The organism is Sphingoaurantiacus capsulatus, from assembly GCF_042648405.1.
GTDB lineage: Bacteria > Pseudomonadota > Alphaproteobacteria > Sphingomonadales > Sphingomonadaceae > Sphingoaurantiacus > Sphingoaurantiacus capsulatus.
Map to the genome: position 1 here is coordinate 38,642 of NZ_JBHRXV010000011.1, position 26,473 is coordinate 65,114.

At 67.8% G+C, this 26,473-nt stretch carries 24 protein-coding genes; 14 read left to right on the forward strand and 10 right to left on the reverse strand.

What is annotated here, in order from left to right:
* The first annotated feature begins 56 nt into the window (after positions 1-56).
* Entirely contained in the window at positions 57-200 is a 144-nt protein-coding gene (locus tag ACFOMD_RS12300) for a hypothetical protein (RefSeq protein WP_380861779.1), read from the forward strand.
* On the opposite strand, the gene ACFOMD_RS12305 is transcribed toward ACFOMD_RS12300, so the two are convergent.
* Together ACFOMD_RS12305 and ACFOMD_RS12310 are read right to left on the reverse strand one after the other, a co-directional pair.
* Positions 194-1,165, reverse strand: coding sequence for an alpha/beta fold hydrolase (locus tag ACFOMD_RS12305; protein WP_380861781.1), 972 nt, complete (start codon positions 1,163-1,165; stop codon positions 194-196). The genes ACFOMD_RS12300 and ACFOMD_RS12305 overlap by 7 nt on opposite strands.
* Positions 1,166-2,545, reverse strand: a complete 1,380-nt coding sequence (locus ACFOMD_RS12310; protein WP_380861783.1) for a cytochrome P450 — start codon at positions 2,543-2,545, stop codon at positions 1,166-1,168.
* A gap of 227 nt (positions 2,546-2,772) precedes the next feature.
* Between ACFOMD_RS12310 and ACFOMD_RS12315 the strand changes: the two genes are divergently transcribed.
* The gene (locus ACFOMD_RS12315; protein ID WP_380861785.1) at positions 2,773-3,585 is read left to right on the forward strand and encodes a S8 family serine peptidase; all 813 of its coding nucleotides are present in this window, start codon (positions 2,773-2,775) and stop codon (positions 3,583-3,585) included.
* Between the two features lie 41 nt (positions 3,586-3,626).
* Here ACFOMD_RS12315 and ACFOMD_RS12320 read toward each other — a convergent pair whose 3' ends face one another.
* The 4 genes from ACFOMD_RS12320 to ACFOMD_RS12335 form a co-directional block, all read right to left on the reverse strand.
* Complete coding sequence (locus tag ACFOMD_RS12320; RefSeq protein WP_380861787.1) at positions 3,627-4,652, reverse strand: GGDEF domain-containing protein; 1,026 nt, start codon at positions 4,650-4,652, stop codon at positions 3,627-3,629.
* 155 nt (positions 4,653-4,807) lie between these two features.
* The gene (locus ACFOMD_RS12325; protein ID WP_380863435.1) at positions 4,808-6,355 is read right to left on the reverse strand and encodes a DEAD/DEAH box helicase; all 1,548 of its coding nucleotides are present in this window, start codon (positions 6,353-6,355) and stop codon (positions 4,808-4,810) included.
* Between the two features lie 176 nt (positions 6,356-6,531).
* Positions 6,532-9,567 (reverse strand): TonB-dependent receptor, encoded by a 3,036-nt coding sequence (locus ACFOMD_RS12330; protein ID WP_380861789.1) that lies wholly within the window; start codon positions 9,565-9,567, stop codon positions 6,532-6,534.
* Between the two features lie 211 nt (positions 9,568-9,778).
* Entirely contained in the window at positions 9,779-10,201 is a 423-nt protein-coding gene (locus tag ACFOMD_RS12335; protein WP_380861791.1) for a hypothetical protein, read from the reverse strand.
* Between the two features lie 87 nt (positions 10,202-10,288).
* Here ACFOMD_RS12335 and ACFOMD_RS12340 point away from each other — a divergent pair, with 87 nt between their 5' ends.
* The 12 genes from ACFOMD_RS12340 (at position 10,289) to nadA (ending at position 21,895) form a co-directional block, all read left to right on the forward strand.
* A complete protein-coding gene (locus ACFOMD_RS12340; protein ID WP_380861793.1) occupies positions 10,289-11,692 on the forward strand; it encodes an FAD-binding oxidoreductase in 1,404 nt (467 codons plus the stop codon).
* A gap of 124 nt (positions 11,693-11,816) precedes the next feature.
* Entirely contained in the window at positions 11,817-12,566 is a 750-nt protein-coding gene (locus ACFOMD_RS12345; RefSeq protein ID WP_380861795.1) for a SapC family protein, read from the forward strand.
* A gap of 146 nt (positions 12,567-12,712) precedes the next feature.
* Positions 12,713-14,791 (forward strand): TonB-dependent receptor, encoded by a 2,079-nt coding sequence (locus ACFOMD_RS12350; protein ID WP_380861797.1) that lies wholly within the window; start codon positions 12,713-12,715, stop codon positions 14,789-14,791.
* Positions 14,792-14,885: 94 nt separating this feature from the next.
* Positions 14,886-15,023 carry an aa3-type cytochrome c oxidase subunit IV gene (locus ACFOMD_RS12355; protein ID WP_380861799.1) on the forward strand — a complete coding sequence of 46 codons (138 nt, stop codon included), beginning with the start codon at positions 14,886-14,888 and terminating at the stop codon, positions 15,021-15,023.
* Positions 15,024-15,044: 21 nt separating this feature from the next.
* The gene (locus ACFOMD_RS12360) at positions 15,045-16,172 is read left to right on the forward strand and encodes a Re/Si-specific NAD(P)(+) transhydrogenase subunit alpha (protein ID WP_380861801.1); all 1,128 of its coding nucleotides are present in this window, start codon (positions 15,045-15,047) and stop codon (positions 16,170-16,172) included.
* 56 nt (positions 16,173-16,228) lie between these two features.
* Positions 16,229-16,678, forward strand: a complete 450-nt coding sequence (locus tag ACFOMD_RS12365; protein ID WP_380863437.1) for an endonuclease domain-containing protein — start codon at positions 16,229-16,231, stop codon at positions 16,676-16,678.
* A 3-nt stretch (positions 16,679-16,681) separates the two neighbouring features.
* Positions 16,682-16,963, forward strand: coding sequence for an NAD(P) transhydrogenase subunit alpha (locus tag ACFOMD_RS12370; protein WP_380861803.1), 282 nt, complete (start codon positions 16,682-16,684; stop codon positions 16,961-16,963).
* A 137-nt stretch (positions 16,964-17,100) separates the two neighbouring features.
* The gene (locus ACFOMD_RS12375; protein WP_380861805.1) at positions 17,101-18,525 is read left to right on the forward strand and encodes an NAD(P)(+) transhydrogenase (Re/Si-specific) subunit beta; all 1,425 of its coding nucleotides are present in this window, start codon (positions 17,101-17,103) and stop codon (positions 18,523-18,525) included.
* A 71-nt stretch (positions 18,526-18,596) separates the two neighbouring features.
* A complete protein-coding gene (locus ACFOMD_RS12380) occupies positions 18,597-19,193 on the forward strand; it encodes a superoxide dismutase family protein (RefSeq protein WP_380861807.1) in 597 nt (198 codons plus the stop codon).
* Between the two features lie 180 nt (positions 19,194-19,373).
* On the forward strand, positions 19,374-20,246 hold the full coding sequence (locus ACFOMD_RS12385) for an MBL fold metallo-hydrolase (protein WP_380861809.1): 873 nt from the start codon (positions 19,374-19,376) through the stop codon (positions 20,244-20,246).
* Entirely contained in the window at positions 20,243-20,860 is a 618-nt protein-coding gene (locus ACFOMD_RS12390) for a DUF4230 domain-containing protein (RefSeq protein ID WP_380861811.1), read from the forward strand. The genes ACFOMD_RS12385 and ACFOMD_RS12390 overlap by 4 nt, the downstream gene beginning before the upstream one ends.
* Before the next feature lie 9 nt (positions 20,861-20,869).
* A complete protein-coding gene (gene nadA / locus ACFOMD_RS12395; RefSeq protein ID WP_380861813.1) occupies positions 20,870-21,895 on the forward strand; it encodes a quinolinate synthase NadA in 1,026 nt (341 codons plus the stop codon).
* Here the strand turns inward: nadA and ACFOMD_RS12400 are convergent.
* The 4 genes from ACFOMD_RS12400 to ACFOMD_RS12415 all read right to left on the reverse strand — a co-directional run bounded on the left by ACFOMD_RS12400 (position 21,892) and on the right by ACFOMD_RS12415 (position 26,443).
* Positions 21,892-22,167, reverse strand: coding sequence for a hypothetical protein (locus ACFOMD_RS12400; RefSeq protein WP_380861815.1), 276 nt, complete (start codon positions 22,165-22,167; stop codon positions 21,892-21,894). The genes nadA and ACFOMD_RS12400 overlap by 4 nt on opposite strands.
* 14 nt (positions 22,168-22,181) lie before the next feature.
* Complete coding sequence (locus ACFOMD_RS12405; RefSeq protein WP_380861817.1) at positions 22,182-23,855, reverse strand: adenylate/guanylate cyclase domain-containing protein; 1,674 nt, start codon at positions 23,853-23,855, stop codon at positions 22,182-22,184.
* A 38-nt stretch (positions 23,856-23,893) separates the two neighbouring features.
* Positions 23,894-24,898: an aldo/keto reductase gene (locus ACFOMD_RS12410; RefSeq protein WP_380861819.1), complete on the reverse strand. Its 1,005-nt coding sequence runs from the start codon at positions 24,896-24,898 to the stop codon at positions 23,894-23,896.
* 231 nt (positions 24,899-25,129) lie between these two features.
* Positions 25,130-26,443, reverse strand: a complete 1,314-nt coding sequence (locus ACFOMD_RS12415; protein ID WP_380861821.1) for a dicarboxylate/amino acid:cation symporter — start codon at positions 26,441-26,443, stop codon at positions 25,130-25,132.
* Positions 26,444-26,473 lie beyond the last annotated feature (30 nt).

Sequence of the window (26,473 nt, forward strand, 5' to 3'; positions counted from 1 at the left end):
GGCCGAAAGGGGGGCTCAATGCAATTTCGTCGATCTCCGGCCCGGTGCCGGTTGCCATGAAGATGCCGATACGGATCGGGCTGACGCTCGCGGGGCTGTTCCTCGCGATTGGCGGCTCGCTGCTGTTCGGGCTTCACCCGATCGTCGCGCTGGCGATCCTGTTCGGTGGGGCCTCGCCGTTGCTGTTCGCCGGTCAGTAGAAGGGGCCGAGCTCGCCAAGGAACGCCTGCAGGTCGCCGACCGAACGGAACGGCGCCTCCTCCATCGGGATATGCCCGATGTCCTCGTAGATCACCGCGCGGCTGTTCGGGATGTACTCATCGAACACCGTTGCCGCCTGCGCTGGCACCAGCCTGTCCTCCCGCCCCCACATCACCAGCGTCGGGGCGCCGATCTTGCCGAGCACATCGGGCGTCGCCGTCTCGCGCGGCGTTCCGAAGCGGATGCCGGTGGCGCGCCGGTTGCCCGGATAGCGCAGCAGCTCCCAATAGCGGTCGACGACGGTCGGCGTGACGCTGTCCTGCACCGATACCGACTGGCGCAGCGATTTCTCGACCATCGAGCGCGGCGTGATCTGGCGCATCAGCTGGTTGACCCCCGGCGTTCGCGCGAGGCGGAAGCCGATCGGCTGGCTTGGCTCGGCCTCGGGCGGCAACGGCGCGCCGCTGGCGTCGACCAGCACGAGCCCTGCGACCCGCTCGGGATGCTTCAGCGCATAGTTCCAGGCGATCCAGCCGCCCATCGAATTGCCGGCGATGACGAAGCGGTCCAGCTTGCGGTTCTTCGCCACGGCCTCGACGACCTCGGTGAAGCAGGCGGCGGTGTAGCAGTCCCGCGGGTGCGGGCCGGTCAGGCCGTGGCCGGGATGATCGAAGCTGATGACGCGGTGCGTGGCTTTGAGCTGCTGCACCCACGGCTCCCAGGTGTGTAGCGAGGCGTTGGAGCCGTGCAGCAGCATCACCACCGACCCGAGCACCGGCCCCTCGTCGCGGACATGCACGGTCAGCCCCGGCATCACCTCGACGAACTCGGACTCCGCGTTCGCGTACTTCGCGCGCAGCTCGTCGACCGGCAGGTCAGGCGTGCGCAGCCACAGCAAGGCGACGGCGAGCAGCGCGACGATCGCGCCGACGACCCACGGCCAGCGCCGCCGCCGCGCCGCCATCTACAGGCGCTCCAGCCGCACCGGCAGGCCGTCCTTGGGCTTCGGCATCGGGAACATCTGGAAATCGCCCTGATAGCCCGGCGCCAGCGTCACGCGATGACCTTTAAGCAGCTCGAAGAAGAAGGCCTTCGCCTGCATGTAGGCGAAGTGGAGGCCGAGACACATGTGCGCGCCGCCGCCGAACGGCACCCAGGCATATTTGTGCCGGCCCTTCGACGCTTCGGCGGTGAAGCGCATCGGGTCGAACCGGTCGGGATCGGGCCAGACGTCGGGCAGGCGGTGCGTCAGCATTGGGTTGACGCCCACCGGCGTGCCCGCCGGGATATGATGGTTGCGGAACACGAAGTCCTTCACCGCGCGGCGCGGGATGCCCGGCACCGGCGCCAGCAGGCGCATCGCTTCCTTGAACGCCATCTCGGTGCGCTCCAGTTCGCCCAGCCGCTCATGGGCGATCGGGCCGGGGCCGTAGGCGGTGATCTCCTCGCGCACCCAATCCTGCCACTCGGGGTTGGCGGCGAGATAATAGACGGTGGAGGTCAGTGACGAGGTCAGCGTGTCGTGCGCCGCCATCATCAGGAAGTTCATATGGTCGATGACTTCCTGGTCGCTCAGCAGCTCGCCGTTCTCGTCGCGGGCGTTGCAGAACTGGGTAAAGAAGTCGTCGCCCTCGCGGCCGCGGCGGTTGGGGATTTCGCGCGCGAAGAACTCGCACATGAACTTGCGGCCCTTCACGCCGCGCCACATCGCCGTGCCGGGGATCGGGCGGCGGATGATGCCCACCGACGCCTGTACCATGTCGACAAAGGACTGGTTGATCTTGTCCGCTTCCGGCCCCCACTCGATGCCGAGGAAGGAGGTGGCGGCGAGATCGAGCGTCAGCGCCTTGATCGCCGGATAGAATTTGAACTCGCCCGGCCAAGCCGCGATGCCGCGCGCGATGCCCTCGTTGAGCGCGCCGAGATAGTGGCGCATCGGCTCGGGCTTGAAGGCGACGCCCAGGGTCTTCCTGTGGCTGCGATGCTCGGGATCGTCCATCAGCATCAGCCCGCGCGGGAAGAGGCGGTCGAGCACCGGGTTCCAGCCCTGCTCGGAGGAGAAGATGCGTTCCTTGTTGAACAGCACCAGCTCATTGGCTTCCGGCCCGATCAGGGTCACGCCCCAGCCGCCGAAGTCGCCGCGCCGGAACACCGATCCATAGGTCTCGTAATGGTGGCGCGTGTGCGCCAGCGGGTCCTTCAGGAATTTGATCGTGTGCGCGAACGGGTAGGGCGGCTTCTGCTGCCCGGGGATGTGCGTCAGATCCTCGAAGCGCGGCACGGGCAGGCGGTTGAAGCGGTCGGCAGGCGTTTCGAAGCTCTGCGGCGGCACGGGAGCATTCATGATGCGACGGCCCTCTATAGTGGCGCCGCGCAAGGGGCGGCGAAAGTACGGAGCCATGATACGCACTCGGCTTTCGAGTGCAACTTGAATCGGCTCCGACCTCGCTTTTGCGATTGGTTCCGCCAGCGCGGCGTCGCGTCGCACTTCGGTTCGTCGCAACGCCTCTTTAACTCTGGCCGAGGTTATTGTTAGGGTAGGTTAATTCAGTCGGTCGGGGGGCCGGGGGCATGCGTAAATTCCTTGCGTTCGTTGCAGCTGCGGCCGCGGTGCTGACCGCGGGTCCGTCGATCGCCCGGCCGCTGGTCGCCGTGATCGACAGCGGGGTCGCCCGCACCGCCGAACTCGCCGATGTCGTGATCGCCGAATATGATGTCGCCTCGGCCGCCGCGCCGCGCGCCGAATTCCAGCCGCGCTACGATCACGGCACGATGGTCGCCACGATCATCCACCGCGAAACCAAGGGCGCCGCGGACATCATCTCCTTCCGCATGGACGATCCGAACGGTTGTCCGCCGAGCTTTGCGCCGCCCTGCCAATTCTCGCCGCACCCGGTGGCCGCCGCGATCCGCAAGGCGACCGAGCTGAACGTCGACGTCATCAACATCTCGCTGGCGCTGCAGGAGCATCCGGTCATCGTCGAGGCGGTGCGCGAAGCCGCCGCCAGGGGCGTGATGGTGGTGATGGCCGCCGGCAACAACGGCAACGACCGCCCGTCGAACCGCAACGCGGCGCTCGCCGGCGGTACCCATGCCGTTCTCGTCGGCGCGGTCGACAAGGCCGGGCTGCCCTGGTCGGGCACCAACCGTCCCGAGGCGGCATCGGCCGGCTATGAATATGTCTGGCGCCTTGGCGTCATGGTGCCGACCCGCAGCGCCGCCGGCGCGGCGGTTGCCGGCACCGGCACCTCCTTCGCCGCCCCGATCGAGGCGGCCCACCGGCTGATGGCGATGGAAGCGGCGCGCACCGCGACGGCGGTGGCGGGCGGTTCGTCGAGCCCGGTGCTGGCGATCGGCGGCGCGCTCGGCGGTACCCGCCGCTAACAGGAGCGCCGGCACCCGCCGCTAGGCGCTATCGCTGGCCGCTAAGCGGCGGCTTCTTCCAACTCGAGCTCGGTGCAGACGCGGTTGCGCCCCATTTCCTTCGCCCGATAGAGCGCCGCGTCGGCGCGCTCGATCAGTTGGTCGAGCGTATCGGTCCAGCGCAGCTGCGCGATCCCGAGCGACATGGTGATCGATCCGATGTCGCGTGACGACTGGCGGGTGCGCACCGTGCGGCTGGCGATGAAGTCGCGGAACTGCTCGGCAATGTCCTCGGCGGCCTCGAGCGCCTTGCCCGGCAGCACGACGACGAACTCCTCGCCGCCATAGCGCGCGGCATAGCCGGTGCCGTGGCACATCTGCTCGAAGCTCTGGCCGACCAGGCGCAGCACCTCGTCACCGAGGCGGTGCCCCCACGTATCGTTGAACCGCTTGAAATGGTCGATGTCGCCGAACAGCAGCGACAGCGGCTTGCGGTCGGCCAGCGCGCGCGCCGCCTGTGCCTCCAGATAGGCGTTGAACGCCTTGCGGTTGGGCAGGCCGGTCAACGTGTCGGTGCGGCTCTCCGACCGTTCGCGCTCCAGATCCTCGCGCAGCTTGGCGATCTCGCCCACCGACAGCATCAATTCGGATTCGAGACGCTCGGTCTTCTCGATCATCGCGGCGGTGGCGTTGACCATCTCGGTCAGCAGTGCCCGCTGCATCTCCGGATCGTGCGCGCTGGCGAGCGTTGCCTGGCCGTCGCGCAGCGCTTCGGTGAAGGTGCGCGTGTCGCCCTCGGTCTGCACGACGTAGACCGCCATGCGATTGAGCTGCGACTGCGTCTGGTCGAGCAGTTTCACGACATTGTCGTCGAGGGCGCGGCCATAGAGTTCGCGGCGGATGAGGTCCATCGATCGCGCCGAGACGCGGCCGGCGTTGCGGCGCACGGTATCGACCGCCTCGACCAGCTGCGCATCGGCGCCGGTCACATAGCGATACCAGAATTCATAATTGGCGGGGGAGGGCGCGATGCCCCCGTCGAGCATCAACACCCTGATCCGCTCGACGATCTCCGCTGGCTTATCCATTTCCGCCAATCGCCCACCGGTGCGGGCCTTGAGTCACTGAAGACGCAAACGCAGGAATGGACGGCCGGGTGCGTGAAGCACCTCAGCCTTGTCCCCTCGATGACCGTTCTAGCGGCGGAAAGATTAACAAAGCGCGAAGGCCGCGCCGCGTCGGATCAGTCGCGCGTCGACTGCCGCAGGAAGGCAGGAATGGCGTCGTCGGAGCCGAAGCCCGGCCCGATCGCCGGCTCGTCGCGTTCGCGATAGTCGCGGCGCGGGCCACGATCGCGATCCCGATCCCGGCCGCCCCGCTCGTCGCGGCGCGGGCGTTCGTCGTGGCGGGGTTCGTCACGGCGTGCTTCGTCGCGGCGCGGCTCGTCCCGGCGGGGCTCAGCGCGACGCGGCTCGCGCGGCGCCTCTTCACGCGCGGCGACACGCTCTTCGCGCGGCGATTCCTCTGCCTGCTCCTTCGCGACAGGCGCCGCTTCGGCGGCTTCCTCGCGCGGCGCGGCGCCCCGGCGCGATCCGCCCCGGCGGCGTGCGCTGCGCGGCGCGGTCTCGGGAGCTGCCGCTTCGGCCTCGGCGGGCGCTTCCGCCGCGGGGGTCGGCGCGGTCTTGCCGGCGCGCGGAATCTTCTGGCCGATCAGCTTCTCGATCTCGGCGAGATTCTCGGCGTCTTCCGACGTGACCAGCGTGACCGCAGTGCCGGTGCGGCCGGCGCGGCCCGTGCGGCCGATGCGGTGGACATAGTCCTCGGCATGGTGCGGCGTATCGAAGTTGAAGACGTGGCTGACGCCCTTGATGTCGAGGCCGCGGGCGGCGACGTCGGAGGCAACGAGGATGTTGATCTCGTCCTTCTTGAAACGCTCAAGCGTCGCCATGCGCTCGGGCTGCTCCATGTCGCCGTGGATCTGCCCGACGCGAAAACCCGATCGCTTCAGGCTGTCGGCCAGCTCCTTCACCTCGCGCTTGCGGTTGCAGAACACGATCGCCGACTGGACGGCCTCGTCGCCGAGCAGCTTGCGCAAGGTCTCGCGCTTGCCGCGCGACGTGGTTTCGACCAGCGACTGGGTGATCGACGCGTTGGTCGACGCCGGGCGCGCCACCTCGATGACGCGCGGCTCGCGCATGAAGCGGTCGGCGAGCTTCTTGATCGGCGGCGGCATCGTCGCCGAGAACAGCAAAGTCTGCCGGTTCGGGTTGATCTTGCTGCAGATCTTCTCGACGTCTGGGATGAAGCCCATGTCGAGCATGCGGTCGGCCTCGTCGATGACGAGGATATCGACGCCCGACAGCAGGATCTTGCCGCGCTCGAACTGGTCCATCAGCCGGCCCGGGGTCGCGATCAGCACGTCGACGCCCTTGGCCAGCGCCTTGTCCTGATCGCCGAAGCCGACGCCGCCGATGAGCAGCGCCATCGTTAGCTTGTGATATTTGCCGTATTTGACGAAATTCTCGGCGACCTGATCGGCGAGCTCGCGGGTCGGCGCGATGATGAGCGACCGCGGCATGCGCGCGCGCGACCGGCCGCTGGCCAGAATGTCGATCATCGGCAGCACGAAGGACGCCGTCTTGCCGGTACCGGTCTGCGCGACGCCGATGATATCGCGCCCCATCAGGACGTGCGGGATCGCCTGCCGCTGGATCGGCGTCGGGTCGTTGTAACCGCTGTCGGTAACCGCGCGCAGCAGTTCGTCGGACAGGTGCAGGTCGGCGAAGCTCAAAATCTCATATTCCTGCTGGAGGCTCGCAACCGGCGAAGCGCGCCCGCGCTTGCGCATCTGTGGGCGGAAAAGTCAAGGAAACAGCGTGTTCCCTGCGCCGAAAGGGAAGGGGGCAAACGAAAGGGGCGGACCCGAAGGCCCGCCCCCAAACGCCCGTTTCGCGTGAGCGAAACGGCTTAGAAGCGCACGCCGGCCGCGATGCCGTAGCGGCGCGGATCGAGCGTGAAGATGTTGGTGTAGAGGCCCGACGACTGGTCGGTCACGTACAGACCGGTCGTCGCGCTGTTGTCGGTCAGGTTCTGGACGAACCCGCGGACGAACCACTTGTCGTCCGGGCCGTTCAGCTGCACCTGCGCATTGACCTGGGTGTAGCTGTTGATGCGGTTGATCGAGCCGTTGAAGATGCTGCCATAGCTGTCACCCGTGAAGGTGAGGTCAGCGCGCGGCACCAGCGTCATGCCGTTCCCGAAGTCGATGGTGTACTGCGCACCCGCCGAGACCTTGTAGTTCGGCGCCTGCGGCAGCGCGTTGCCGCGCAGGTTCACCTCGACACCGGCCGGCAGCACGGTCACGCCGCCGACGGCCGCGCCGACGGTGGCTGCCGTCGCCTGCAGCACCGCGCAGGAGCTGAAGGCGCCGCGGGCGGTCAGGCCGCTGTTCGCCGGGAAGGCGGTCGTGCCCTGGAGCGGTGCGGTCTGCGGGTTGGCGGCGGTACGCGGGGTCGGGAAGGTGGTCAGCGTGCTGTTGTTGAGCAGCGTGTTGACCGTGTTCACGAAGGTGTTGGCCGAGCCGGCACCCGCGGTGTTCGGGATGACGGCGCAGTTCGCGCCGTTGGTGATGTCCTTGATGATCACCGCATCCGAACGGCCGCCCGACGGATCGCGCGGGTTCGACAGGAACTTGTCGGCGGCGACCTTGGTGTGGAGGTAGCTGAAGTTGATGTTGAACAGCCACTCGGGGCTCGGGTTGAGGATCGACTCGATCTCGAGGCCGTAGATGTCGGCATCGACGTTGTCGTTCACCGAGGTGCGGGCGACGATGCGGCTGAGCTGCAGGTCCTTGTACTTATAGTAGAAGGCCGTGGCGTTCAGGCGCAGCGTGCCGTCGAGAAAGGTGTTCTTCGAACCGACCTCGAACGCGTCGATGAATTCCGGCGCGAAGGTGTCCGGCACCGCGAAGATCGGCTGCAGCGGCGGGTTGATGCCGCCCGACTTGTAGCCGCGCGAGTAGCTTGCATAGAGCAGGCTGTCGTCGCTGAGCTTGAAGTCGAGAACGGCGCGACCGGTAAACTCGTCGAAGCTGCTCTTGCGGACCTGGAAGGCCTCGCAGCCCGCCCGGGTGCCGATGCCGCCCGCCACGTTGCTGCCGGCGCCCGCGCAGGCCGTCGCCGGGTCGGCATCGAAGCCGCCTGCCCGCGGCGAGTCGAAGGCGTTGGTCGCGGTGAAGGGGACGAGGAAGCTGGCGAGCGTCGAGCGCGCGACCACCGTCTTCTTGTCGTTGTTGTAGCGAAGGCCGGCGGTGAACTTCACCCGGTCGTTGAACTCGTAATAGGCCTCGCCGAAGATGCCGTAGGACTTCAGGCCGAAGTCGTCGGTGTTGTTCCGGAAGAACGGCGTGCCGAGGTATGACGGCGGCTGGGCCGAGCCGAGCGCGGTGAAGGTGCCGAGCAGGCCCGTCACATAGTCGATGCCGAACGAGTTGACGTAGTAGCTGTTCTCGCTGAGGTCGGCGTCGGCATAGATGCCGCCGAGCAGGAAGTTGAACGCGCCGTCATAGTCGGACGAGAAGATCGCCTCGACCGACCAGTCCTTGTTCTTCTGGTTCGAACGGTCGAAGTCCTGCGGCGTCGCCGAGCAGACCTTGTAGCCGCCGAACGAGCCGGTGCCGGTCTCTTCCGCGGCCGAGGTGCAGAGCTGGCCCGCCGGACCCCCCGGGATGATCGCCTGCGCGATCGGGGTGAAATAGGCGGCGGGAAGGCCCGGAATGCCGCCCGCGGCAGCGCCGGCCAGCGTCGCCAGTGCGGTGGCGTAACTGGCGCGGTTCTGCACGGAGAGGTTGTAGTCCTGCGACGAGTCGACCCGCGCTTCGTGATAGAAACCGGTCAACTGCAGCTTATACTGGTCGCCGAGGTCCTGCTCGATGCGCAGCTGATACTGCTGCTCGTCGGTGAAATAGGTCGGCGTATGGTCGGTGTTGACCTGGCGCTTGCTGGCCGGGTTGACCGCCGTGGCATAGGGGTCCGGGCCATAGAGGCTGCCGAGGCCGAACAGCGTCGGCGCCGGGATGCCGTTCGCCGACAGGAACTCGCGCGAGCCGAGCGTGCCGACGAAGCTGGCGTTGCCGTTGGTGACGCCGTTCTCGAGGCGGCCGGGCAAGCAGCCGAGGATACCGGTCGGGTCGCGCTGGCAGAGTTGCTTCTGGATGCGGAGGCGGTTGTCGTCCTCGCGGAAATAATAGGCCATCAGGTCGACGGTGGTGGTGTCGCTCGGCTGCCAGCGCAGCGAACCGCGCACCGCATACATGTCGCGGCCGTCGAGATCGTCGCCGTTGAAGACGTTCTCGGTGAAGCCGTCGCGCTTCAGGTAGAAGCCGGCGACGCGCGCGGCGAAGGTCTCGCCGAGCGGGATATTGACCGCGCCCTTCACCTTCATCGAGTTGAAATTGCCATACTCACCCTCGGCCTGGACCGAAAAGGCGTCCATGCGCGGCTTCGCCGTCACGAAGTTGACCACGCCCGAGGTGGCGTTGCGGCCGAACAGCGTGCCCTGCGGGCCGCGAAGCACCTCGACGCGCTCGAGATCGAAATATTCGGTTTCGAACAGGCGGGTGCCGAGCAGCGGCGTATCGTTGACGTGGATGGCGGTGGCGGAGTCGCAGGTCACGCCGACGCAGAGGTCGCCGACGCCGCGGATGGTGAAGCTCGATCCGGTGAAGTTGCCCTTGGTGAAGGTCACGTTGGGCAAGGTCAGCTGAAGGTCCGACGAATTTTCGATCTGCTGGCGCTCGAGCGTTTCGGCGCTGAACGCGGTCACCGCGATCGGCACGTCCTGCAGCGATTCCGCCTGGCGCTGGGCGGTGACGACGATTTCCTCGATGCCCTGGTCGTCGACCGCGGCACTTTGGGCGAACGCCGGGCCGGCGATGAGCATGGCCAGCGCGGACGCGCTGGTCGCGAGCGAAATACGCAGATTCTGCTTGATGATCGGCTTCATCCGATGATCCTCCCCAGTTGTCCCTGACTGCCGCCGCCCGGTTTTTATCGGGTCTGGTCGACAGGCTCGGCATCGGACGCACGAACGAACGTGCTCCCAATGCCGCTTAAGTGACATTTGAACAACGAGTGGGGTTACTTGTCCAGCAAGCTAGATAGGGGGCTAAAGCTTTTGAGAGGTTGGGGGTTCCACCGTCGCTTATTTGCAACGGTTATTCCCGTTTCTTGTCCGATTTGACCTTGGCGAGGGTGTCGATCGGGCATTGCGCACCCGATCGCGTCAGCACCGCGTCGCGACCGGCACAGAGGCGACCGGCCTGCGTCTGCCGGTAATAGAAGCCCTGATAGTAGGTGAGGGCGGGGCAGTCCTTCTTGAACCCCATGCGCCAGCGGTCGCCGCCGGTCAGCACCAGATCGATCGCGCGTTCGCCGGTGACGATCGCGCCGGCGATGCGCTCGCTTTCAATGCAGGCGCGCTTCGATTTCTTGGTGAAGATGGCGAACAGCCCGCCCTTGCGCTCCTTCACGCCGGGCGCCTCCGACTGCAGCGGCACCTTGCGAATGCGCGGCTCGTCCGCGAACGCGGGCCCGGCCAGCGCCATGCCGAGCATCAGGATCGTCAGCCGTCGGGACATCGCACCTTCTTGGTCATCCGCATTTGAACCAACGCTGAACCTTTGCGGCCTCGACGCGCCGCGGGTCAACGCCCTATCCTGACGGGCATGAACGCATTTCAGGCGATGAAGGACGCAGCCGGTCCCGGCGGCTGGATCGACGACCCGGCGCTGCTCGAGCCGCATCTGAACGACTGGCGCGGTCGCAAGCGCGGGCGGGCGGAGCTGCTGCTGCGCCCCGCGACGACCGATCAGCTCGCCGCCATCGTCCGCCTCGCCGCGCAGCACCGCATCGGCCTCGTGCCGCAGGGTGGCAACACCTCGCTCTGCGGCGCCAGCGTGCCCGAGCCCGAGGGCGGGGCGGTGATCGTCTCGACCACCCGCATGCGCCGCGTCCGCCAGGTCGATGCCGCCGATCATTCGCTGGTGGTCGAGGCCGGCGTCACCCTGTCGGAGGTCCACGCCGCCGCCGAAGCGGCCGACCGCATGTTCCCGCTGTCGCTGGGCGCCAAGGGTACCGCGACGGTCGGCGGGCTGATCTCGACCAACGCCGGCGGCGTGCAGGTGCTGCGCTATGGCACGATGCGCGCGCTGACGCTCGGGATCGAGGCGGTGCTGCCCGACGGCTCGGTGCTCGATCAGCTGTCGGCGCTGCGCAAGGACAACACCGGCTACGACGTGAAGCAGCTACTGATCGGCGCCGAAGGCACATTGGGCTTCGTCACCGCCGCCGCGCTGAAGCTGGTCGCGCGGCCGCGCGCCGTCGCCACCGCGCTTGCCGGGCTTGCCTCACCGGCCGCCGCGCTGGCGCTGCTCGACCGGTTGCGCGGCGCGGTCGGCGATCAGGTTGACAGTTTCGAACTGATGCCGCGTACCGGCTTCGACCTCGTGTTCGCGCAGATGCCCGAGGTCCGCGACCCGTTCGGCGCCGCCCATCCCTGGTACGCGCTGGTCGAGCTGACCTCGCCGCGCGACGGCGACCCGCTTGCCGAGGCGCTGGAGAGCGCGCTCGCCGCTGCGATCGAGGCGGGCGATGTCGCCGATGCCGTGTTCGCCGCCAGCGAAACGCAGCGTGCTGCGCTGTGGGCGTTGCGCGAAGGCATCCCGCCCGCCGAGCGCGCCGAAGGGCCGTCGGTCAAGCATGACGTGTCGGTGCCCGTCGCCCGCATGCCCGCCTTCATCGCCGAGGCGACGCCGGCCATCGAGCGCGGCTGGCCCGGCGCGCGCGTCCTCGCCTTCGGCCACCTCGGCGACGGCAACGTCCACTTCAACGCCCGCCCGCCGCTCGGCGTCGATTATGAGGTCTTCCGCGAGAACGGCCCGGCGATCACGCGGCTCGTCAACGACATCACCGTCGCTCACGGCGGCTCGATCTCCGCTGAACATGGCATCGGCACCTTGAAGCGCGACGAGTTGGTTCGCCTCGGCGATCCGGCGAAGCTCTCGGCGATGCGCGCCATCAAGGTGGCGCTCGATCCGCTGGGCATCATGAACCCCGGCAAGCTGCTCTGAGGCCCGCCGGCGACAGGCCGCGCGCCCGTGGCTTGCCCGAATCCGCATCGCCGCCTAAAGCGGGCGGCTTCACCGGGCCGGGGGGTCCGATGTCAAAAATTCTCAGACACGAGGTCCGTGTATCATGGCTTCCAATCCCGCGCCGATGCTGCCGCTGTTCTACAATTCGATCGCGCCGCTCTCTTCGCAGGCGCACGCCGGCTTCAAGGTCCGCCAGCGCACCGCCTATCCGGAAGCGGCGAAGACGCACGCCATTCCGCTGACGGTCGACGAGTTCGCCTCGGCGATGCGCCATTATCCGATCGTGTTCGGCTCGGGTCCGACCGCGGCGCCGCTGGCGCTGATGGGCCTGACCGACGGCGTCAACACCTTCGTCGACGCCGACGGCAACTGGGCGAAGGACGTCTACGTCCCGGCCTATGCCCGCCGCTACCCGTTCCTCCTCGCCAAGTTCAACGAGACCAGCGAAGAGCTGACCTTGTGCTTCGACGACAAGGCGGGTCTCGTCGAGGCGGGCGACTTCGACGGCTATGAACTGTTCGACGGCGAAGCGCCGAGCGAGCACACCAAGTCGGTGCTGGCCTTCTGCGAGCAGTTCGAGACCGCGGTCGCCCGCACCAAGCAGTTCATGGACGAGATCCAGGCGCTCGACCTGATCATCGACGGCGAAGTCTCGCTGCAGCAGGGCGACGGCCAGCCGTCGATCTACCGCGGCTTCCGCATGATCGGCGAGGACAAGCTGCGCGAGCTGCGCGGCGATCAGCTGCGCAAGCTGGTGCAGACCGGCATGATCGGCCTCGTCTACGCGCACCTGCTCAGCCTGCAGAACACCCGCGACATCTTCGCCAAGCAGATGGGCGTCGCTGCTGCGTAACGCGCTGGCGCAGAGCCGAAAACGCAAAGGGCTCGGCGGGTAACCGCCGGGCCCTTTTGCTCTGGACGCCCGAAATGGGTGTCACAGGTTTGACAAGTTATAACATCACATTTACGTGCCATCCCCGGAACAAGGAGATTTCGGGAATGCGCCTTCGCACGCTGCTGCTCGCCTCGGTCATCATGCTGCCGCTGCCGGCGTTCGCCGCGGAAGGCCAGCAGGTCGACGATCTGCACGAGGACGCGCCCGAGATCATCGTCACCGCGCCCTTCTCGCGTGACCGGCAGGACCTGCTGACCGGCACCTCGGTGCTGCGCGGCGAGCAGCTGGCGTCGGATATCCGCATGCAGATCGGCGACACGCTCGACGACCTGCCCGGCGTCTCCGCCACCTCCTTCGGCCCCGGCGCTTCGCGCCCCGTCCTTCGCGGCTTCCAGGGCGAGCGCGTGCGCGTGCTGACCGACGGCATTGGCTCGATCGACGTGTCGAACACCTCGGCCGACCACGCCGTCGCCATCGATCCGATCACCGCCGAGCGCGTCGAGGTGCTGCGCGGGCCGCAGTCGCTGCTGTTCGGCTCGTCGGCGATCGGCGGCGTCGTCAACATCATCGACCGCCGCATCCCGCGCCGCCTGCCGACCGACCATCCGCACGTCGACGCCATCGCCAGCTACGGCTCGGCGGCGGACGAGCGCAGCATCGCCGGCGGCTTCGACGTCGCGGCGGGCGGGCCAATCGTGCTCCATGCCGACGCCGGTTACCGCAAGTCGGGCGATCTCGACATCGGCGGCTATCTGCTCGCCCCCGAACTTCGCGAGCATGCGCTCGAGCACGCGGCCGAAGGCGAGGAGCATGCCGCCGAGCTGGCGGCGGCGCGTGGCACCTTGCCCAACTCGGCGGTGCGCACCACCACCGGCGGCGTCGGCGCCTCGGTCATCACCGATCGCGGCACCCTCGGCTTCTCGGTCGGTATCTATGACTCGCTCTACGGCATCCCCGATCGCCCCGACCTTCACGCGCATGAGGAGGAAGAGGGCGAGGAAGGCCATGATCACGGCGCCGTCCGCATCGATATGCGCCAGGTCCGCTACGACATGCGCGGCGAGCTCAATTTCGACAGCTCGCTGATCGAGACGGTGCGCCTGCGCCTCGGCGCCGCCGACTACAAGCATACCGAGCTGGAGGGCGACGAGGTCGGCACCCGCTTCTTCAACGAGGGCGTCGAGGGCCGGCTGGAGCTGGTCCAGCGCGAGCGCGACGGCTGGAAGGGCGCGGTCGGCGGCCAGTTCTTCCTCCGCGACCTGCGCGCCATCGGCGCCGAGGCCTTCGTGCCGGCCAACGAGACCGAGCAATACGGCCTGTTCGCGCTGCAGACGCTCGAACTGGGCGCGCTGACGCTCGAAGGCGCCGCGCGCTACGAGCATCAGTCGGTGTCGAGCAACGAGGCGGGCATCTCGCGCAGCTTCAACGCGCTGTCGGGCGCCGCCGGCGCCGCCTTCAAGCTCAGCGACGACTGGCGCCTCGGCGTGAACCTGTCGCGCACCGTCCGCGCGCCCTCGGCCGAGGAGCTGCTGTCGAACGGCGCGCACATTGCGACGCAATCGTTCGAGATCGGCGATCCGACCTTGCGGCAGGAAAAGAGCTGGGGCCTCGAAGGCTTCGTCCGCGCCGATGGCGAAAACTACAGCCTCGGCGCCAGCGTCTTCGCCACCCGCTTCGACAATTACATCTACGAAGCCGACGCCGGCATCGAGATCGACGAATTGCCGGTGTTCGAATACCGCCAGGACGACGCGCGCTACTTCGGCGTCGAGCTCGAAGGCTCGGTCACCGTCGCCCGCTTCGGTGACACCAGGATCGTCGCCGACGCCGTCGCCGACTATATCCGCGCCACGGTGAAGGACGTCGGCCCGGCGCCGCGCATCCCGCCGCGCCGCGTGCTCGTCGGCCTGGAGGCGCAGAGCACCTACATCGACAGCCGCATCGAGACCGAATGGGTCGACGACCAGAATCGCGTCGCCGATTTCGAAACGCCGACCGATGGTCATCAGGTGCTCAACGCCTCGGTGTCGTGGCGGCCGTTCGGTCGTGAGCGCTCGATCGCGCTGATGCTGTCGGCGAACAACATCCTCGACGCCGACGTGCGCCGCCACGCCTCCTTCCTCAAGGATTTCGCGCCCTTGGCCGGCCGCGACCTGCGCGCGACGCTGAAGGCGAGCTTCTAGAGGCGATAGCAAAGGAAAGGCAGTCAGCGGGTTCACAGCCCGCACTGCTTTGCTATGAAGGCCCCCGACTCAAAATATTCGGGAGAGGGCAGTCATGGCCGCCGATCACGCGCCGCAATCGATGAAGGACCACACCAAGACCTATGACGGCTTCCTCGCCGTCACCAAATGGTCGATCATCCTCCTCACCATCCTCCTGATCGGGCTCTTCGCCTTCGTCTTCGGCGAATAAGCGAAGCAAAGGGGGGATAGCATGAAGATCGCGGTGCTCCGGGAAACGCTGGACGGGGAACGCCGCGTTGCCGCCACCCCGGAATCGGTCAAGAAGTTCATCGCGCTCGGCGCCGATGTCGCCGTCGAGGCAGGCGCGGGCGGTTTCGCCGGCATCGCCGACGGTGATTTCACCGCCGCCGGCGCGACTGTCGCCGAACGTGGCGCGACGTTGAAGGGCGCCGACCTCGTGCTCGGCGTGCAGGGGCCCGACCCCGCGTCGCTCGCCGGCGCCGCCAAGGGCGCCAAACTTGCCGCGATCCTCGCCCCCTACGCCAACCGCGAGCGCGTCGCCGGCTATGCCAGCGCCGGCTTTGAGGCGCTGGCGATGGAATTCATGCCGCGCATCACCCGCGCGCAGTCGATGGACGTGCTGTCCTCGCAGTCGAACCTCTCGGGCTATAAGGCCGTCCTCGACGCCGCCGGCGAATATGGCCGCGCGCTGCCGATGATGATGACCGCAGCGGGGACGATTTCCGCCGCGCGCGTGTTCATCATGGGCGTCGGCGTCGCCGGCCTGCAGGCGATCGCCACCGCGCGCCGCCTCGGCGCCATCGTTTCGGCCACCGACGTGCGCGCCGCGACCAAGGAACAGATCGAATCCCTCGGCGCCAAGGCGATCTTCGTCGAGAATGTCAAAGGCATCGAGGGCGAGGGCACCGGCGGCTACGCCAGCGAGATGTCCGACGAGTACAAGGCGGCGCAGGCCGAGCTGGTCTCGGGCCACATCGCCAAGCAGGACATCGTCATCACCACCGCGCTGATCCCGGGCCGCCCGGCGCCGCGGCTGATCACCGACGCGCAGGTCGCGACGATGCGCGCCGGCTCGGTGATCGTCGATCTCGCGGTGGAGCAAGGCGGCAACGTCGAGGGCGCGGTCGCCGGCCAGGTGGTCGAGCGCCACGGCGTCAAGATCGTCGGCCACCGCAACGTGCCGAGCCGCCTCGCATCGGACGCCTCGGCGCTCTACGCGCGCAATCTCTACAACTTCATCTCGGCCTATTGGGACAAGGACGCCAAGGCGTTCGTGCTTCCGGCCGACGACGAAGTGACCAAGGGCGTGACGCTGACTCAGGGCGGTCAGGTCATTCACCCGGCGCTGCAAGGCTGAGCATGCTGTCCGGCCCGCCTTCGACGATTGGCTTTGCGCGCCACTTGCGGCGTCGCATGAGCCCGCCGGAGGTCGTGCTGTGGCAGCAGCTGCGCGGCCGCCCGCACGGCTTCAAGTTTCGGCGCCAGCATCCGGCAGGTCCGTTTGTGGCCGATTTTTTCTGCGCCGAGGCGAAATTGGCGGTCGAAGTGGACGGCAGCGGTCATGAAGCTGGCGACCAGCCGGCGCATGACGCGCGGCGCGACGCCTTCTTCGCCTCGCACGGGGTGAAGGTGTTGCGGATTTCGGCGCTGGATGTGATGCACGATATCGAAGCGGCGCTGCGGACGGTCATCTCCGAAGCGTCGGCGCGGTGCCCCCTCCACCATGCTCCGCATGGTCCCCCTCCCCCGGTGGGGGAGGATGAGGTCGGTGCCGCCGCGATCCTCCCCGGGACGGGGAGGGGGACCGCCGCAGGCGGTGGAGGGGTAGCGGCGCGAGCCGCCCGCATGCAGGCAAGGGGCTAACGAATGGACTTCATCTCGATCCTGTCGATCTTCGTGCTGGCCTGCTTCGTCGGCTATTACGTCGTCTGGTCGGTGACCCCGGCGCTGCACACGCCGCTAATGGCGGTCACCAACGCGATTTCGTCGGTGATCATCGTCGGCGCGCTGATCGCCAGCGCCGCGGCGGGCTCGCCGATCTCGAAATGGCTGGGGCTGCTGGCGGTGGTGCTGGCCAGCGTCAACATCTTCGGCGGCTTCGCGGTCACGCACCGCATGCTCGCCATGTACAAGAAGAAAGACCGCTAAGCGGTTCAATTCAGGACGTCATCCCCGCGAAGGCGGAGATTCAGTCCGATCGAAGAAATTGCCAGCTTTGCTGGCGCCATATGAAGGCTGCCGGGTTCCCGCCTTCGCGGGAATGACGGCAGGGGTAGCGGGGGAATATGGAGCACGCGCTGACTGAAACGCCGGCCTGGGTAGCGATCGCCTACCTCGTCTCGGGCGTCCTGTTCATTCTGGCGCTGCGCGGGCTGTCGAGCCCGGCGACCAGCCAGCGCGGCAACCGCTACGGCATGATCGGCATGGCGATCGCGGTGGGCACCACGCTTGCCATCCACGAGATCGCCAGCCTGCCCGAAATCCTCGGCGCCATCGCCATCGGCGGCATCATCGGCTTCGTGATCGCCAAGCGCATCGCCATGACCGCGATGCCGCAGCTCGTCGCCGCCTTCCACTCGCTCGTCGGCCTCGCCGCCGTGCTGGTCGGCGCGGCCGCCTATCTCAATCCCACCGCCTTCGGCATTGCCGATGCGGCGGGCGAGATCTTCCAGGTCAGCCGCATCGAGCTCGGCCTCGGCGTCGCCATCGGCGCCATCACCTTCTCGGGATCGGTGATCGCGTTCCTCAAGCTGAACGGCAACATGAGCGGCGCGCCGATCATGCTGCCCGGCCGCCACGTCATCAACCTCGGCACGCTGGCGCTGATCCTCGGCCTCATCGCCTATTTCCTTACCGACCAATCGCCCTGGGTGTTCTGGACGGTGACGGCGCTGTCGTTCGCCATCGGTTTCCTGCTGATCATCCCGATCGGCGGCGCCGACATGCCGGTCGTCGTGTCGATGCTGAACAGCTACTCGGGCTGGGCCGCCGCCGCGATGGGCTTCACCTTGCAGAACAGCGCGATGATCATCACCGGCGCACTGGTCGGCTCGTCGGGCGCGATCCTCAGCTACATCATGTGCCGCGCCATGAACCGCAGCTTCATCTCGGTGATCGCCGGCGGCTTCGGCTCCGATGCCGGCGCGGGCGCCGGCGCCGGCGGCCCGGTCATCGACCGGCCGTACAAGCGCGGCTCGGCGGAAGACGCCGCCTTCGTCATGAAGAACGCGCAGAAGGTCATCATCGTCCCCGGCTACGGCATGGCGGTGAGCCAGGCGCAGCACACGCTCCGCGAGATGGGCGACCTCCTCAAGAAGGAGGGGGTCGAGGTCAAATACGCCATCCACCCCGTCGCGGGCCGCATGCCCGGCCACATGAACGTGCTGCTCGCCGAGGCGAACGTGCCCTATGACGAGGTGTTCGAGCTGGAGGACATCAACAGCGAGTTCGCGCAGGCCGACGTGGCCTTCGTGATCGGCGCCAACGACGTCACCAACCCGGCGGCGAAGACCGATAAGACCTCGCCGATCTACGGCATGCCGATCCTCGACGTGGAGAAGGCGGGCACCGTGTTGTTCGTGAAGCGCTCGATGGGCGGCGCCGGCTATGCGGGCGTCGATAACGAGGTCTTCTACCGCGACAACACCATGATGCTCCTCGCCGACGCGAAAAAGATGGTCGAGGAGATCGTGAAGGGTCTGGCCCACTAAAGATCGCACGCACTGAACCATCCGCCGCGCGCGGCGTTTGCTGGCAAACACCATTGAACAAAGGGTTTGGGATGGACCGGAAAGTCGTGACCGCGATCGTTTCTGCACTGGCGCTCGGTGCCGGCGTCAACGCCTGCAGCTCGTCGATGGCGGAGCCGACATCCGGCGCCGGTCAGTCGGCCGCCCCCTCCGCAGCAATGACGACGGGTACCGCGCCGGTCGCGCATACCGAACTGTTCGACAAGGACGGCAAGTCGAAGGGCCGCGCCGTGGCGCGTCCGATGGGCGACGGCGTCCATGTCACCGGCGATCTCGAGAATGTCACGCCGGGCACCTACGCCATCCACGTCCACACCACCGGCACCTGCACCGCCCCCGATTTCACCTCGGCCGGCCCGCACTGGAACCCGGAAGGCAAGCAGCACGGCAAGGAAAACCCGTCGGGCCCGCACAAGGGTGACCTGCCCAACGTGACGGTCGGCGCCGACGGCAAGGCCAAGGTGTCGTCGCACATCATGGGCGTGACCATGACCGGTGGCACTGCCGCCCTGCTCGACGCCGACGGCGCCGCGCTGGTGCTGCACGCGGGCGTCGACGACTACAAGTCCGACCCCACCGGCAACGCCGGCGGCCGCGCCGCCTGCGGCGTGTTCAAGGCGGGGCTCTAAACCTTCTCCCCTCCCCGAGGGGGAGGGGCTGGGGGTGGGCTCTAGTGACATCGAGAGGTCGGTAGGCTGTCCGCGTCCGACGAGCCCACCCCTTACCCCTCCCCCTCGGGGAGGGGAGGTTCGATGAAAAGCGCGCCTCACGCCTTGGCAACGGCCCCTCCCGCTGCCACATCAGCCGCCATGGTGGACGAGATCATCGCCAACGCCCCCTACGGCAAGGTCGAGCGGCTGAGTCCGCTCGTCCGCCGCGTGCTGGCGCGCAACCCGAGCGCGTTCACCTACACCGGTACCGGCACCTACATCGTCGGCAACGGCACCGTGGCGGTGATCGACCCCGGCCCCAATGAGCCGGCGCATGTCGAAGCGCTGATCGATGCGCTGAAGGGCGAGACGGTCAGCCACATCGTCGTCACCCACACCCATCGCGACCATTCCCCCGCCGCCGTGCCGCTTAAAAGCGCGACCGGCGCGCCGGTGGTCGGCTGCGCCCCGCTGGCGCTCGATGACAAGGGGCCGAAGGTCGAGGAAGGCTTCGACCGCACCTACGCGCCGGACCAGGTGTTGGCCGACGGCGAGAGCGTCAGCGGCCCCGACTGGACGCTGACCGCGGTGCACACCCCCGGCCACACCTCCAACCATCTCTGCTTCGCGCTGGCGGAGGAGAAAGTGCTGTTCAGCGGCGATCATGTCATGGGCTGGTCGACCAGCGTGGTGACCCCGCCCGACGGCAGCATGGCGGCGTATATGGACAGCCTGCGCAAGCTGCTCGACCGCGACGACGCGCTTTACTATCCGACCCACGGCGCCGCGGTGACCGAGCCGAAGCGGCTGGTGCGCGGCCTCATCACCCACCGCAAGCAGCGCGAAGGGCAGATCCTCAAGCTGCTGGGGCAGGGCGCCAAGCCGATCCCGGCACTGGTCGCGGTGATGTACGCCAATGTCGCGCCGGTGCTGCACCCTGCCGCCGGCCGCTCGGTGCTTGCCCACCTCATCGACCTCCACGCCCGCGGGCTGGTGGCGGTCGAGGGCGAGCAGTGGAGCCTCGCGGCGTGAAGCGCGCCGTTCTCATCCTCGTCACCCTAGCGCTCGGCCTCGCCATCGGCGGCATCGCCGCGCTCAACTGGCGCACCGACAGCGCGCCCAACATCACCAGCATCGCGCAATCGAGCCTTCAGGCCGTGCAGGCGCAGAACCGCCTGACCGCTTTCGCCGCCCGTTTCACGGTGGCAGTGACTTCGGCAACGCAGCGGCTCGGCCTGTCGGCGAGGAAGACGATCATTGTCCCGGGCCTCGTCCGCTACGAACTCGACTGGGCGAAGGTGCAGGCCTCCGACCTCGTCTGGGACGCCGCCACGAAGCGCCTGACCGTTACCCTGCCGCCCGTCGAGATTTCCGAGCCCGCCGTCGATCTGGCGCAGCTCCAGGAATATGAGGACGGCAAGCTGCTGATGGCGCTCGGCAACGCCGAGACCGCGCTCGATGCCGCCAACCGCGCCAAGCTGCGCGCCGCGCTGATGAAGGAAGCGCAGGCGCCGACGCTGATGAAGCTGGCCCGCGATGCAACGCGCGCCGCCGTCGAACGTACGTTTGAATTGCCGCTCAACGCCGCGGGGGTGGACGCCGACGTCGTCGTCCGTTTCCGCGACGAAGCCGGGCAGGCGATGTAAAGGATCGAAATGGACGCGCGCTTGAACATGCTCGGTGGCGGCAACCGCGACAGCCTCGCGGGGCTCGACCTGAAGGCGGAGATCAACCGGCTGCGCAAGGAGCGTAACGCCGTCATCCTCGCGCACTATTATCAGGAGCCCGCGCTGCAGGACATCGCCGACTTCGTCGGCGACAGCCTCGACCTGTCGAAGAAGGCCGCAGCGACCGACGCCGACGTCATCGCCTTCTGCGGCGTGCGTTTCATGGCCGAGGTCGCGAAGATCCTCAGCCCTGAGAAGAAAGTCGTGCTGCCCGACATGAACGCCGGCTGCAGCCTCGAGGATTCATGCCCGCCCGAGGAGTTCGGCAAGTTCCGCGCCGCGCACCCCGATCATATCGCGCTGACCTACATCAACTGCTCGGCGGCGGTGAAGGCGCACAGCGACATCATCGTCACTTCCAGCTCGGCGGAAAAGATCATCAGCCAGTTGCCGCGCGACCAGAAGATCATCTTTGCCCCCGACCGGCACCTCGGCGCCTATCTCAGCCGCAAGACGGGGCGCGACATGCTGCTCTGGCAGGGCAGCTGCATCGTGCATGAGGCCTTCTCGGAGAAGGAGCTGCTGAAGCTGAAGGCGCAGCACCCCGACGCGCCGGTCGCCGCGCACCCCGAATGCCCGGCGCACATCCTCGACCACGCCGACCATGTCGGCTCGACGAGCAGCATCCTCGCCTATGTGCTGGCCTCGCCGTCGCAGACGATCATCGTCGCGACCGAGCCGCGCATCATCCACCAGATGGAAAAAGCCGCGCCGCACAAGATCTTCATCGGCGCGCCGGGGGCGGACGGCAACTGCAACTGCAACATCTGCCCCTATATGGCGCTCAACTCGATGGAAAAACTCTACCTCGCGCTGCGCGACCTGAAGCCCGAGATCATCGTGCCCGAAGACATCCGCCTCGCCGCCAAGAAGCCCCTCGACCGCATGCTGGCGATGGCCAGCGCCACGGTGGGGGCGGGCGACCTGTCGAACGTCAAGGTGACGGGGGACTAGGGTGCACAGGCACTAGTCAGCGCCGAACCGGTGGTCAGCAAGACTGCAATTGCCGTCCACATTGCTGCGCGCTGATTGAGTTCGCCAGACTTCCTGCCAGCCACCATTAGTCCGGCAATCCACCCTCGCTGGCTATCTTCGGAAATTCCCGGCTCCACTCCTCCGGCCCAAAGCGGGACTACCGTTACTTTGCTCGCCTGATACCAAAGCCGCGCGGCCCACAGACCCACGCCGAAGGCAAATAGAGCCAGCAATAAGGAAGCGAGCTTCATTCAGCCTCTCCGGTTCATTTCTCCGTAAGCGTCGAAACCCCGGCCCAGCCCGCCGACGCCTTCAGCTTCGACGCCTTGATCCGTGCCAGCATCGCCTGCGCCGGGCCGTCGCCGGCATCCAGCTTCAGCGCCGCCTCGAAGCCCTTCGCCGCCGCCGCCCAGTCGCCGCCGCGATAGGGCGCCAGCGCCGCCTCATAGAGGTCAAACAGTCGCCGCCGCTCGGCCGGCAATTCGCCCGCCATTGCGGCCAGCTCGAACACCCGCAGCGGTTCCTGCCGCCCGACCACCGTCACCAGATCAATCTCGCGCGTCTCGACCGCGCCGTCGGCCGCATCGCGGGTCGCGCCGTCGATCAGGATGCGCGTGCCATAGGCCTTGTTGGCGCCTTCCAGCCGCGAGCCGAAATTGACCGTGTCGCCCATCACCGTGAAGCTGCGCGCCTGTTCGGAGCCGATGCTGCCCACGACTACTTCACCGGTCGCCAGCCCCACCCGGATGTCGATGCGCGGCAGGTCGCGGCGCATGCCGATCAGGTCGGGGACGCGCGCCGCGAAGCGCTCCAGGCGCGCGAACTGCTCCAGGGCAGCGGCGCAGGCGTCGGCGGCCTGGGTGGTGGCGTCAGCGAACGGCGGCACCCAGAAGGCCATGATCGCGTCGCCGATGTACTTGTCGATCACGCCCGACCGGTCGCGGATCGCCCCCGACATTTCGGAGAAATAGGCGTTGATCAGATTGACCAAGGTGCTGGGCGCCAGCCGCTCCGACAGCGCGGTGAAGCCGGCGATGTCGGAGAAGAACAAGGTCGCCACCTGCTTTTCGCCCGTCGTCGACCGGTCGGAGCCCGCCGCCATCAGGTCGGCGACGACGCGCGGGTCGACATATTGGCCGAAGGTTTCCTTGATCCGCTCCTTCTCGCGCAGCTCGCTGACCATCGCGTTGAAGGCGCGCGTCACGTCGGCGATCTCGTCCTTGCTGGTGATCGGCACCTCGGTGTCGAGCTGCCCTTCGCCGACCGCCCGCGCGCCGGCCTGCAGCCGCGCGATCGGCCGCGTCATCCCGCGCGCGATCACCCAGGCGAGCATCAGGCCGACAAGCCCCGCCGCGCCGATCATCGCCAGGGTCGCGCGCCGCGCCGCATCCTGATTGTCGCCGACGATCGTCGCCCCTTCGAGCACGAAGCCGTCGATCTCCGCGTTGATCGCTTCGGCCCGCGCCACCACTTCGCCCGCCTGCGTCCGCGCGGCGGCATCGGCAGCGGGGTCGTCGGTATCGCAGGCGGCGCGCAGCAGCGCCGCGAGGTGCGTCTGGTGTCCCGCGAGTTCCGCCAGCATCGGCTCCAGCCGAGCAAGTTCCAGCTTGTTGCGCTCCAGCTGTGCCAGCTTCGCGCCGTTTGCCCGCAGGCTTTCCGCCTCGCCCGCCAGCGCCCCCGCCTTCGCTGCCAGCGCATCGAGCTGCGCGCGGCACTGCCCGCCGGTGCGGTCGAGCGGCACCGTCTCGGCGATCACCACGGCGCGCAGCTCGGCGATGCGCAGGGTCATCGGGAACAGCGCCTCGTTGAAGGTGCGGAACTGCAGGTGAACCTGCTGGGTCAGGAAGCCCGACCACAGCGCCGTCGCGATCATGATCGCCAGCAGCCCGGCGGCCACGCCGAAGATTTTCAGGCTGATCGACCGGAAAAAGCTCGCCATCCGCCTTCAATGCGGTCGCGCAACGATCCGGGTCAAGCTTATCGCCTGACCATCGCCATCATCGCCGCGCTGCCATAGCGCTCGCCCGAGGTCGCGCCGACCGGTGCGGCGGCGTCGAGCGCCGCCAGATCATCGGTCGATAATTTCAGGTCCGCCGCCGCCACATTCTCCTCCAGCCGGTCGCGGCGCTTGGTGCCGGGGATCGGCACGATGTCGTCGCCTTGATGCAGCAGCCAGGCCAGCGCCACTTGGCCCGGTGTCGCGCCGTGCCCGTCGGCGACGGCCTTCACCGCCGCCACCGCGCGCATATTCGCGTCGAAATTCTCGCCCTGATAGCGCGGGTCGTTCCGCCGATAGTCGGTCGCCGGATAGTCCTCGGCCCGCTGCACCTGTCCCGTCAGGAACCCGCGCCCCAGCGGCGAATAGGGGACGAAGCCGATGCCGAGTTCGCGGCACACCGGCAGGATGTCGGGCTCCACCGTCCGCTCCCACAGCGAATATTCGGATTGCAGTGCGCTGATCGGGTGGACGGCATGCGCGCGCCGGATCGTCTCGGGCGCCGCCTCCGACAGGCCGAGAAAGCGCACCTTGCCCGCCGCCACCAGCTCCGCCATCGCGCCCACCGTCTCCTCGATCGGGACGGCCGGATCGACGCGGTGCTGGTAGAGCAGGTCGATCACCTCGATGCCGAGCCGCTGCAGGCTCTCGTCGCACACCTTGCGGATATTCGCCGGGCTGCTGTCGGCGCCTTGCGCGCGCCCGTCGACGATGCGGAAACCGAACTTCGTGGCGATCACCAAGCCGTCGCGCCGCCCCTTGATGGCGCGGCCGAGCAGCTCCTCGTTGATGTACGGCCCGTAGATCTCGGCGGTGTCGAAGAAGTCGACGCCGAGGTCGATCGCCCGGTGGATCGTCGCCACCGCCTCGTCGAGGTCGACCGCGCCATACATCGCCTGCATCCCCGCGACACCCGCCATGCCCATGCAGCCGAGGCCGATGGCGGAAACGCTGAGGCCCTGATTTCCAAGCTGGCGGCGGCGCATGGCGTGTCTCCTCGCGGCAAAAGGGGTGGGGCGATCATACGCTCGTGTGGCGCGCGGACACGATCGTACAATCGATGGGTTGCGCCGCTTCGGCGATCATCGCCCCGCCACCAACGGAGGGACGAAGATGCTCGACGAAGACCTGCTCGCCGACCGCATCGAGGAATGGCTCGACGATGCGCTCGAACACACCTTCCCGGCGAGCGACCCAATCCCGGCGCCCGTCTTTAGCTAGGCGGCGTCGTCATCCTCGGGCGTCAGCGGCCCGTCGGTGTGTTTCGACACCGTCGCCGTCGCCGCCACGTCCCAGGTCACGTTGCCCAGCGTGCGCATGATATCGGGAAGCGTCTCCACCGCCACGAGCAGCCCGAGCGGCTCGACGGGCACGCCGAGCGCGAGGCCGATCGGGGCGATCGAGGTGTAGAAGCTGACCTGGCCGGGGAGACTCACCGCGCCCATCGTGGTGATCGCCGCGGCGGCGACGCCGGCCGCCAATTGCGCCGGCCCCAGCTCGACGCCGTACCAATGCGCCACATACAGGGCGACGGCGAAGTTCATCACCGGGCCGGTGGCGCGGAACAGCGCGACGGCGAGCGGCAGCACCACTTCCGAGGTCGCCGCCGGCACGCCCAATTTCTGCGTGCCTTTGAGCATCGCCGGCAGCGAGGCCAGCGACGATCGTGTCGAGATCGCCACCGCCTGCGACGGCAGCACCGCGCGCGAAAAGCGCCCGAGCGGTATCCCCGCGCCGAACACCGCCATCGGGTAGGCGGCGAGCCACACCACCGTGCCGACCGCCGAGACGATGATCACATAGTGGAGGAGGGCGCCGAGCGCCGCGCCACCGGCGCGCGCGCCGACCACGAAGGCGAGCGCGGCAACGCCGATCGGCGCCAGCGCCAGCACCCAGTTGATGATGATCAGCATGGTGTCGGTCACCGCGCTGAAGAAATCAGTGAGCAGCCGCCGCGGCCCGTCGGGCAGGCGGGTCAGCGCGAAGGCGAACACCGTCACGAAGATGATCAGCTGGATATAAGAGTCCGACGCCGCCGACTGGATCGGGTTGGTCGGGACCAGCGAGCGCATGAATTCGCCGATGCCCGGCACCGTGCCGCTCGCCTCATTGCCGTGCAGCGCGGCTTTCAGGGCGTCAGCGGAGTCGGTCGGCAGCGGCCACCAGCCGAGGAACAGCGGCATCAGCAGCGCCGCTGTCAGCGACGAGCACCACAGGATGACGATGAAGGTGACGATGGCGCGCCCCGCCAGCCGCCCGGCGCGCGCTGCCTGGCCGGCGGCGGCGATGCCGGTGATCACCAGCGCGATGATCAAGGGCGCGATCGTCATCTGAAGCGCGCGCAGCCAGATGTCGCCGACCGGCTCGACCGTGGCGATGGCGGTTTCCACCCAGTCGCCGCCGATCGCGCCGGCGGCGATGCCGGCGGCGATGCCGACGACCAAGGCCAGCAACATGAAGGTGGCGCTGAAGCCGGGGGCTTCTTCCTTAAGGGGGTCAGGCGCATCTTTCAGCGTCTCGGTCGAGCTCATCCGGCAGCCACTTCCGTCCGTCTATTTGGG

What these genes read in the sequence shown, in the direction of transcription:
- ACFOMD_RS12315 (WP_380861785.1), top strand. Translation starts at nt 2,773, where the DNA reads ATGCGTAAATTCCTTGCGTTCGTTGCAGCTGCGGCCGCGGTGCTGACC.
- ACFOMD_RS12380 (WP_380861807.1), top strand. Translation starts at nt 18,597, where the DNA reads ATGGACCGGAAAGTCGTGACCGCGATCGTTTCTGCACTGGCGCTCGGT.
- ACFOMD_RS12410 (WP_380861819.1), bottom strand. Translation starts at nt 24,898, where the DNA reads ATGCGCCGCCGCCAGCTTGGAAATCAGGGCCTCAGCGTTTCCGCCATC.
- ACFOMD_RS12340 (WP_380861793.1), top strand. Translation starts at nt 10,289, where the DNA reads ATGAACGCATTTCAGGCGATGAAGGACGCAGCCGGTCCCGGCGGCTGG.
- ACFOMD_RS12375 (WP_380861805.1), top strand. Translation starts at nt 17,101, where the DNA reads ATGGAGCACGCGCTGACTGAAACGCCGGCCTGGGTAGCGATCGCCTAC.
- ACFOMD_RS12355 (WP_380861799.1), top strand. Translation starts at nt 14,886, where the DNA reads ATGGCCGCCGATCACGCGCCGCAATCGATGAAGGACCACACCAAGACC.
- ACFOMD_RS12335 (WP_380861791.1), bottom strand. Translation starts at nt 10,201, where the DNA reads ATGTCCCGACGGCTGACGATCCTGATGCTCGGCATGGCGCTGGCCGGG.
- ACFOMD_RS12365 (WP_380863437.1), top strand. Translation starts at nt 16,229, where the DNA reads ATGAGCCCGCCGGAGGTCGTGCTGTGGCAGCAGCTGCGCGGCCGCCCG.
- nadA (WP_380861813.1), top strand. Translation starts at nt 20,870, where the DNA reads ATGGACGCGCGCTTGAACATGCTCGGTGGCGGCAACCGCGACAGCCTC.
- ACFOMD_RS12350 (WP_380861797.1), top strand. Translation starts at nt 12,713, where the DNA reads ATGCGCCTTCGCACGCTGCTGCTCGCCTCGGTCATCATGCTGCCGCTG.
- ACFOMD_RS12320 (WP_380861787.1), bottom strand. Translation starts at nt 4,652, where the DNA reads ATGGATAAGCCAGCGGAGATCGTCGAGCGGATCAGGGTGTTGATGCTC.
- ACFOMD_RS12400 (WP_380861815.1), bottom strand. Translation starts at nt 22,167, where the DNA reads ATGAAGCTCGCTTCCTTATTGCTGGCTCTATTTGCCTTCGGCGTGGGT.
- ACFOMD_RS12305 (WP_380861781.1), bottom strand. Translation starts at nt 1,165, where the DNA reads ATGGCGGCGCGGCGGCGGCGCTGGCCGTGGGTCGTCGGCGCGATCGTC.
- ACFOMD_RS12310 (WP_380861783.1), bottom strand. Translation starts at nt 2,545, where the DNA reads ATGAATGCTCCCGTGCCGCCGCAGAGCTTCGAAACGCCTGCCGACCGC.
- ACFOMD_RS12345 (WP_380861795.1), top strand. Translation starts at nt 11,817, where the DNA reads ATGGCTTCCAATCCCGCGCCGATGCTGCCGCTGTTCTACAATTCGATC.
- ACFOMD_RS12415 (WP_380861821.1), bottom strand. Translation starts at nt 26,443, where the DNA reads ATGAGCTCGACCGAGACGCTGAAAGATGCGCCTGACCCCCTTAAGGAA.
- ACFOMD_RS12385 (WP_380861809.1), top strand. Translation starts at nt 19,374, where the DNA reads ATGGTGGACGAGATCATCGCCAACGCCCCCTACGGCAAGGTCGAGCGG.
- ACFOMD_RS12405 (WP_380861817.1), bottom strand. Translation starts at nt 23,855, where the DNA reads ATGGCGAGCTTTTTCCGGTCGATCAGCCTGAAAATCTTCGGCGTGGCC.
- ACFOMD_RS12330 (WP_380861789.1), bottom strand. Translation starts at nt 9,567, where the DNA reads ATGAAGCCGATCATCAAGCAGAATCTGCGTATTTCGCTCGCGACCAGC.
- ACFOMD_RS12360 (WP_380861801.1), top strand. Translation starts at nt 15,045, where the DNA reads ATGAAGATCGCGGTGCTCCGGGAAACGCTGGACGGGGAACGCCGCGTT.
- ACFOMD_RS12370 (WP_380861803.1), top strand. Translation starts at nt 16,682, where the DNA reads ATGGACTTCATCTCGATCCTGTCGATCTTCGTGCTGGCCTGCTTCGTC.
- ACFOMD_RS12300 (WP_380861779.1), top strand. Translation starts at nt 57, where the DNA reads ATGAAGATGCCGATACGGATCGGGCTGACGCTCGCGGGGCTGTTCCTC.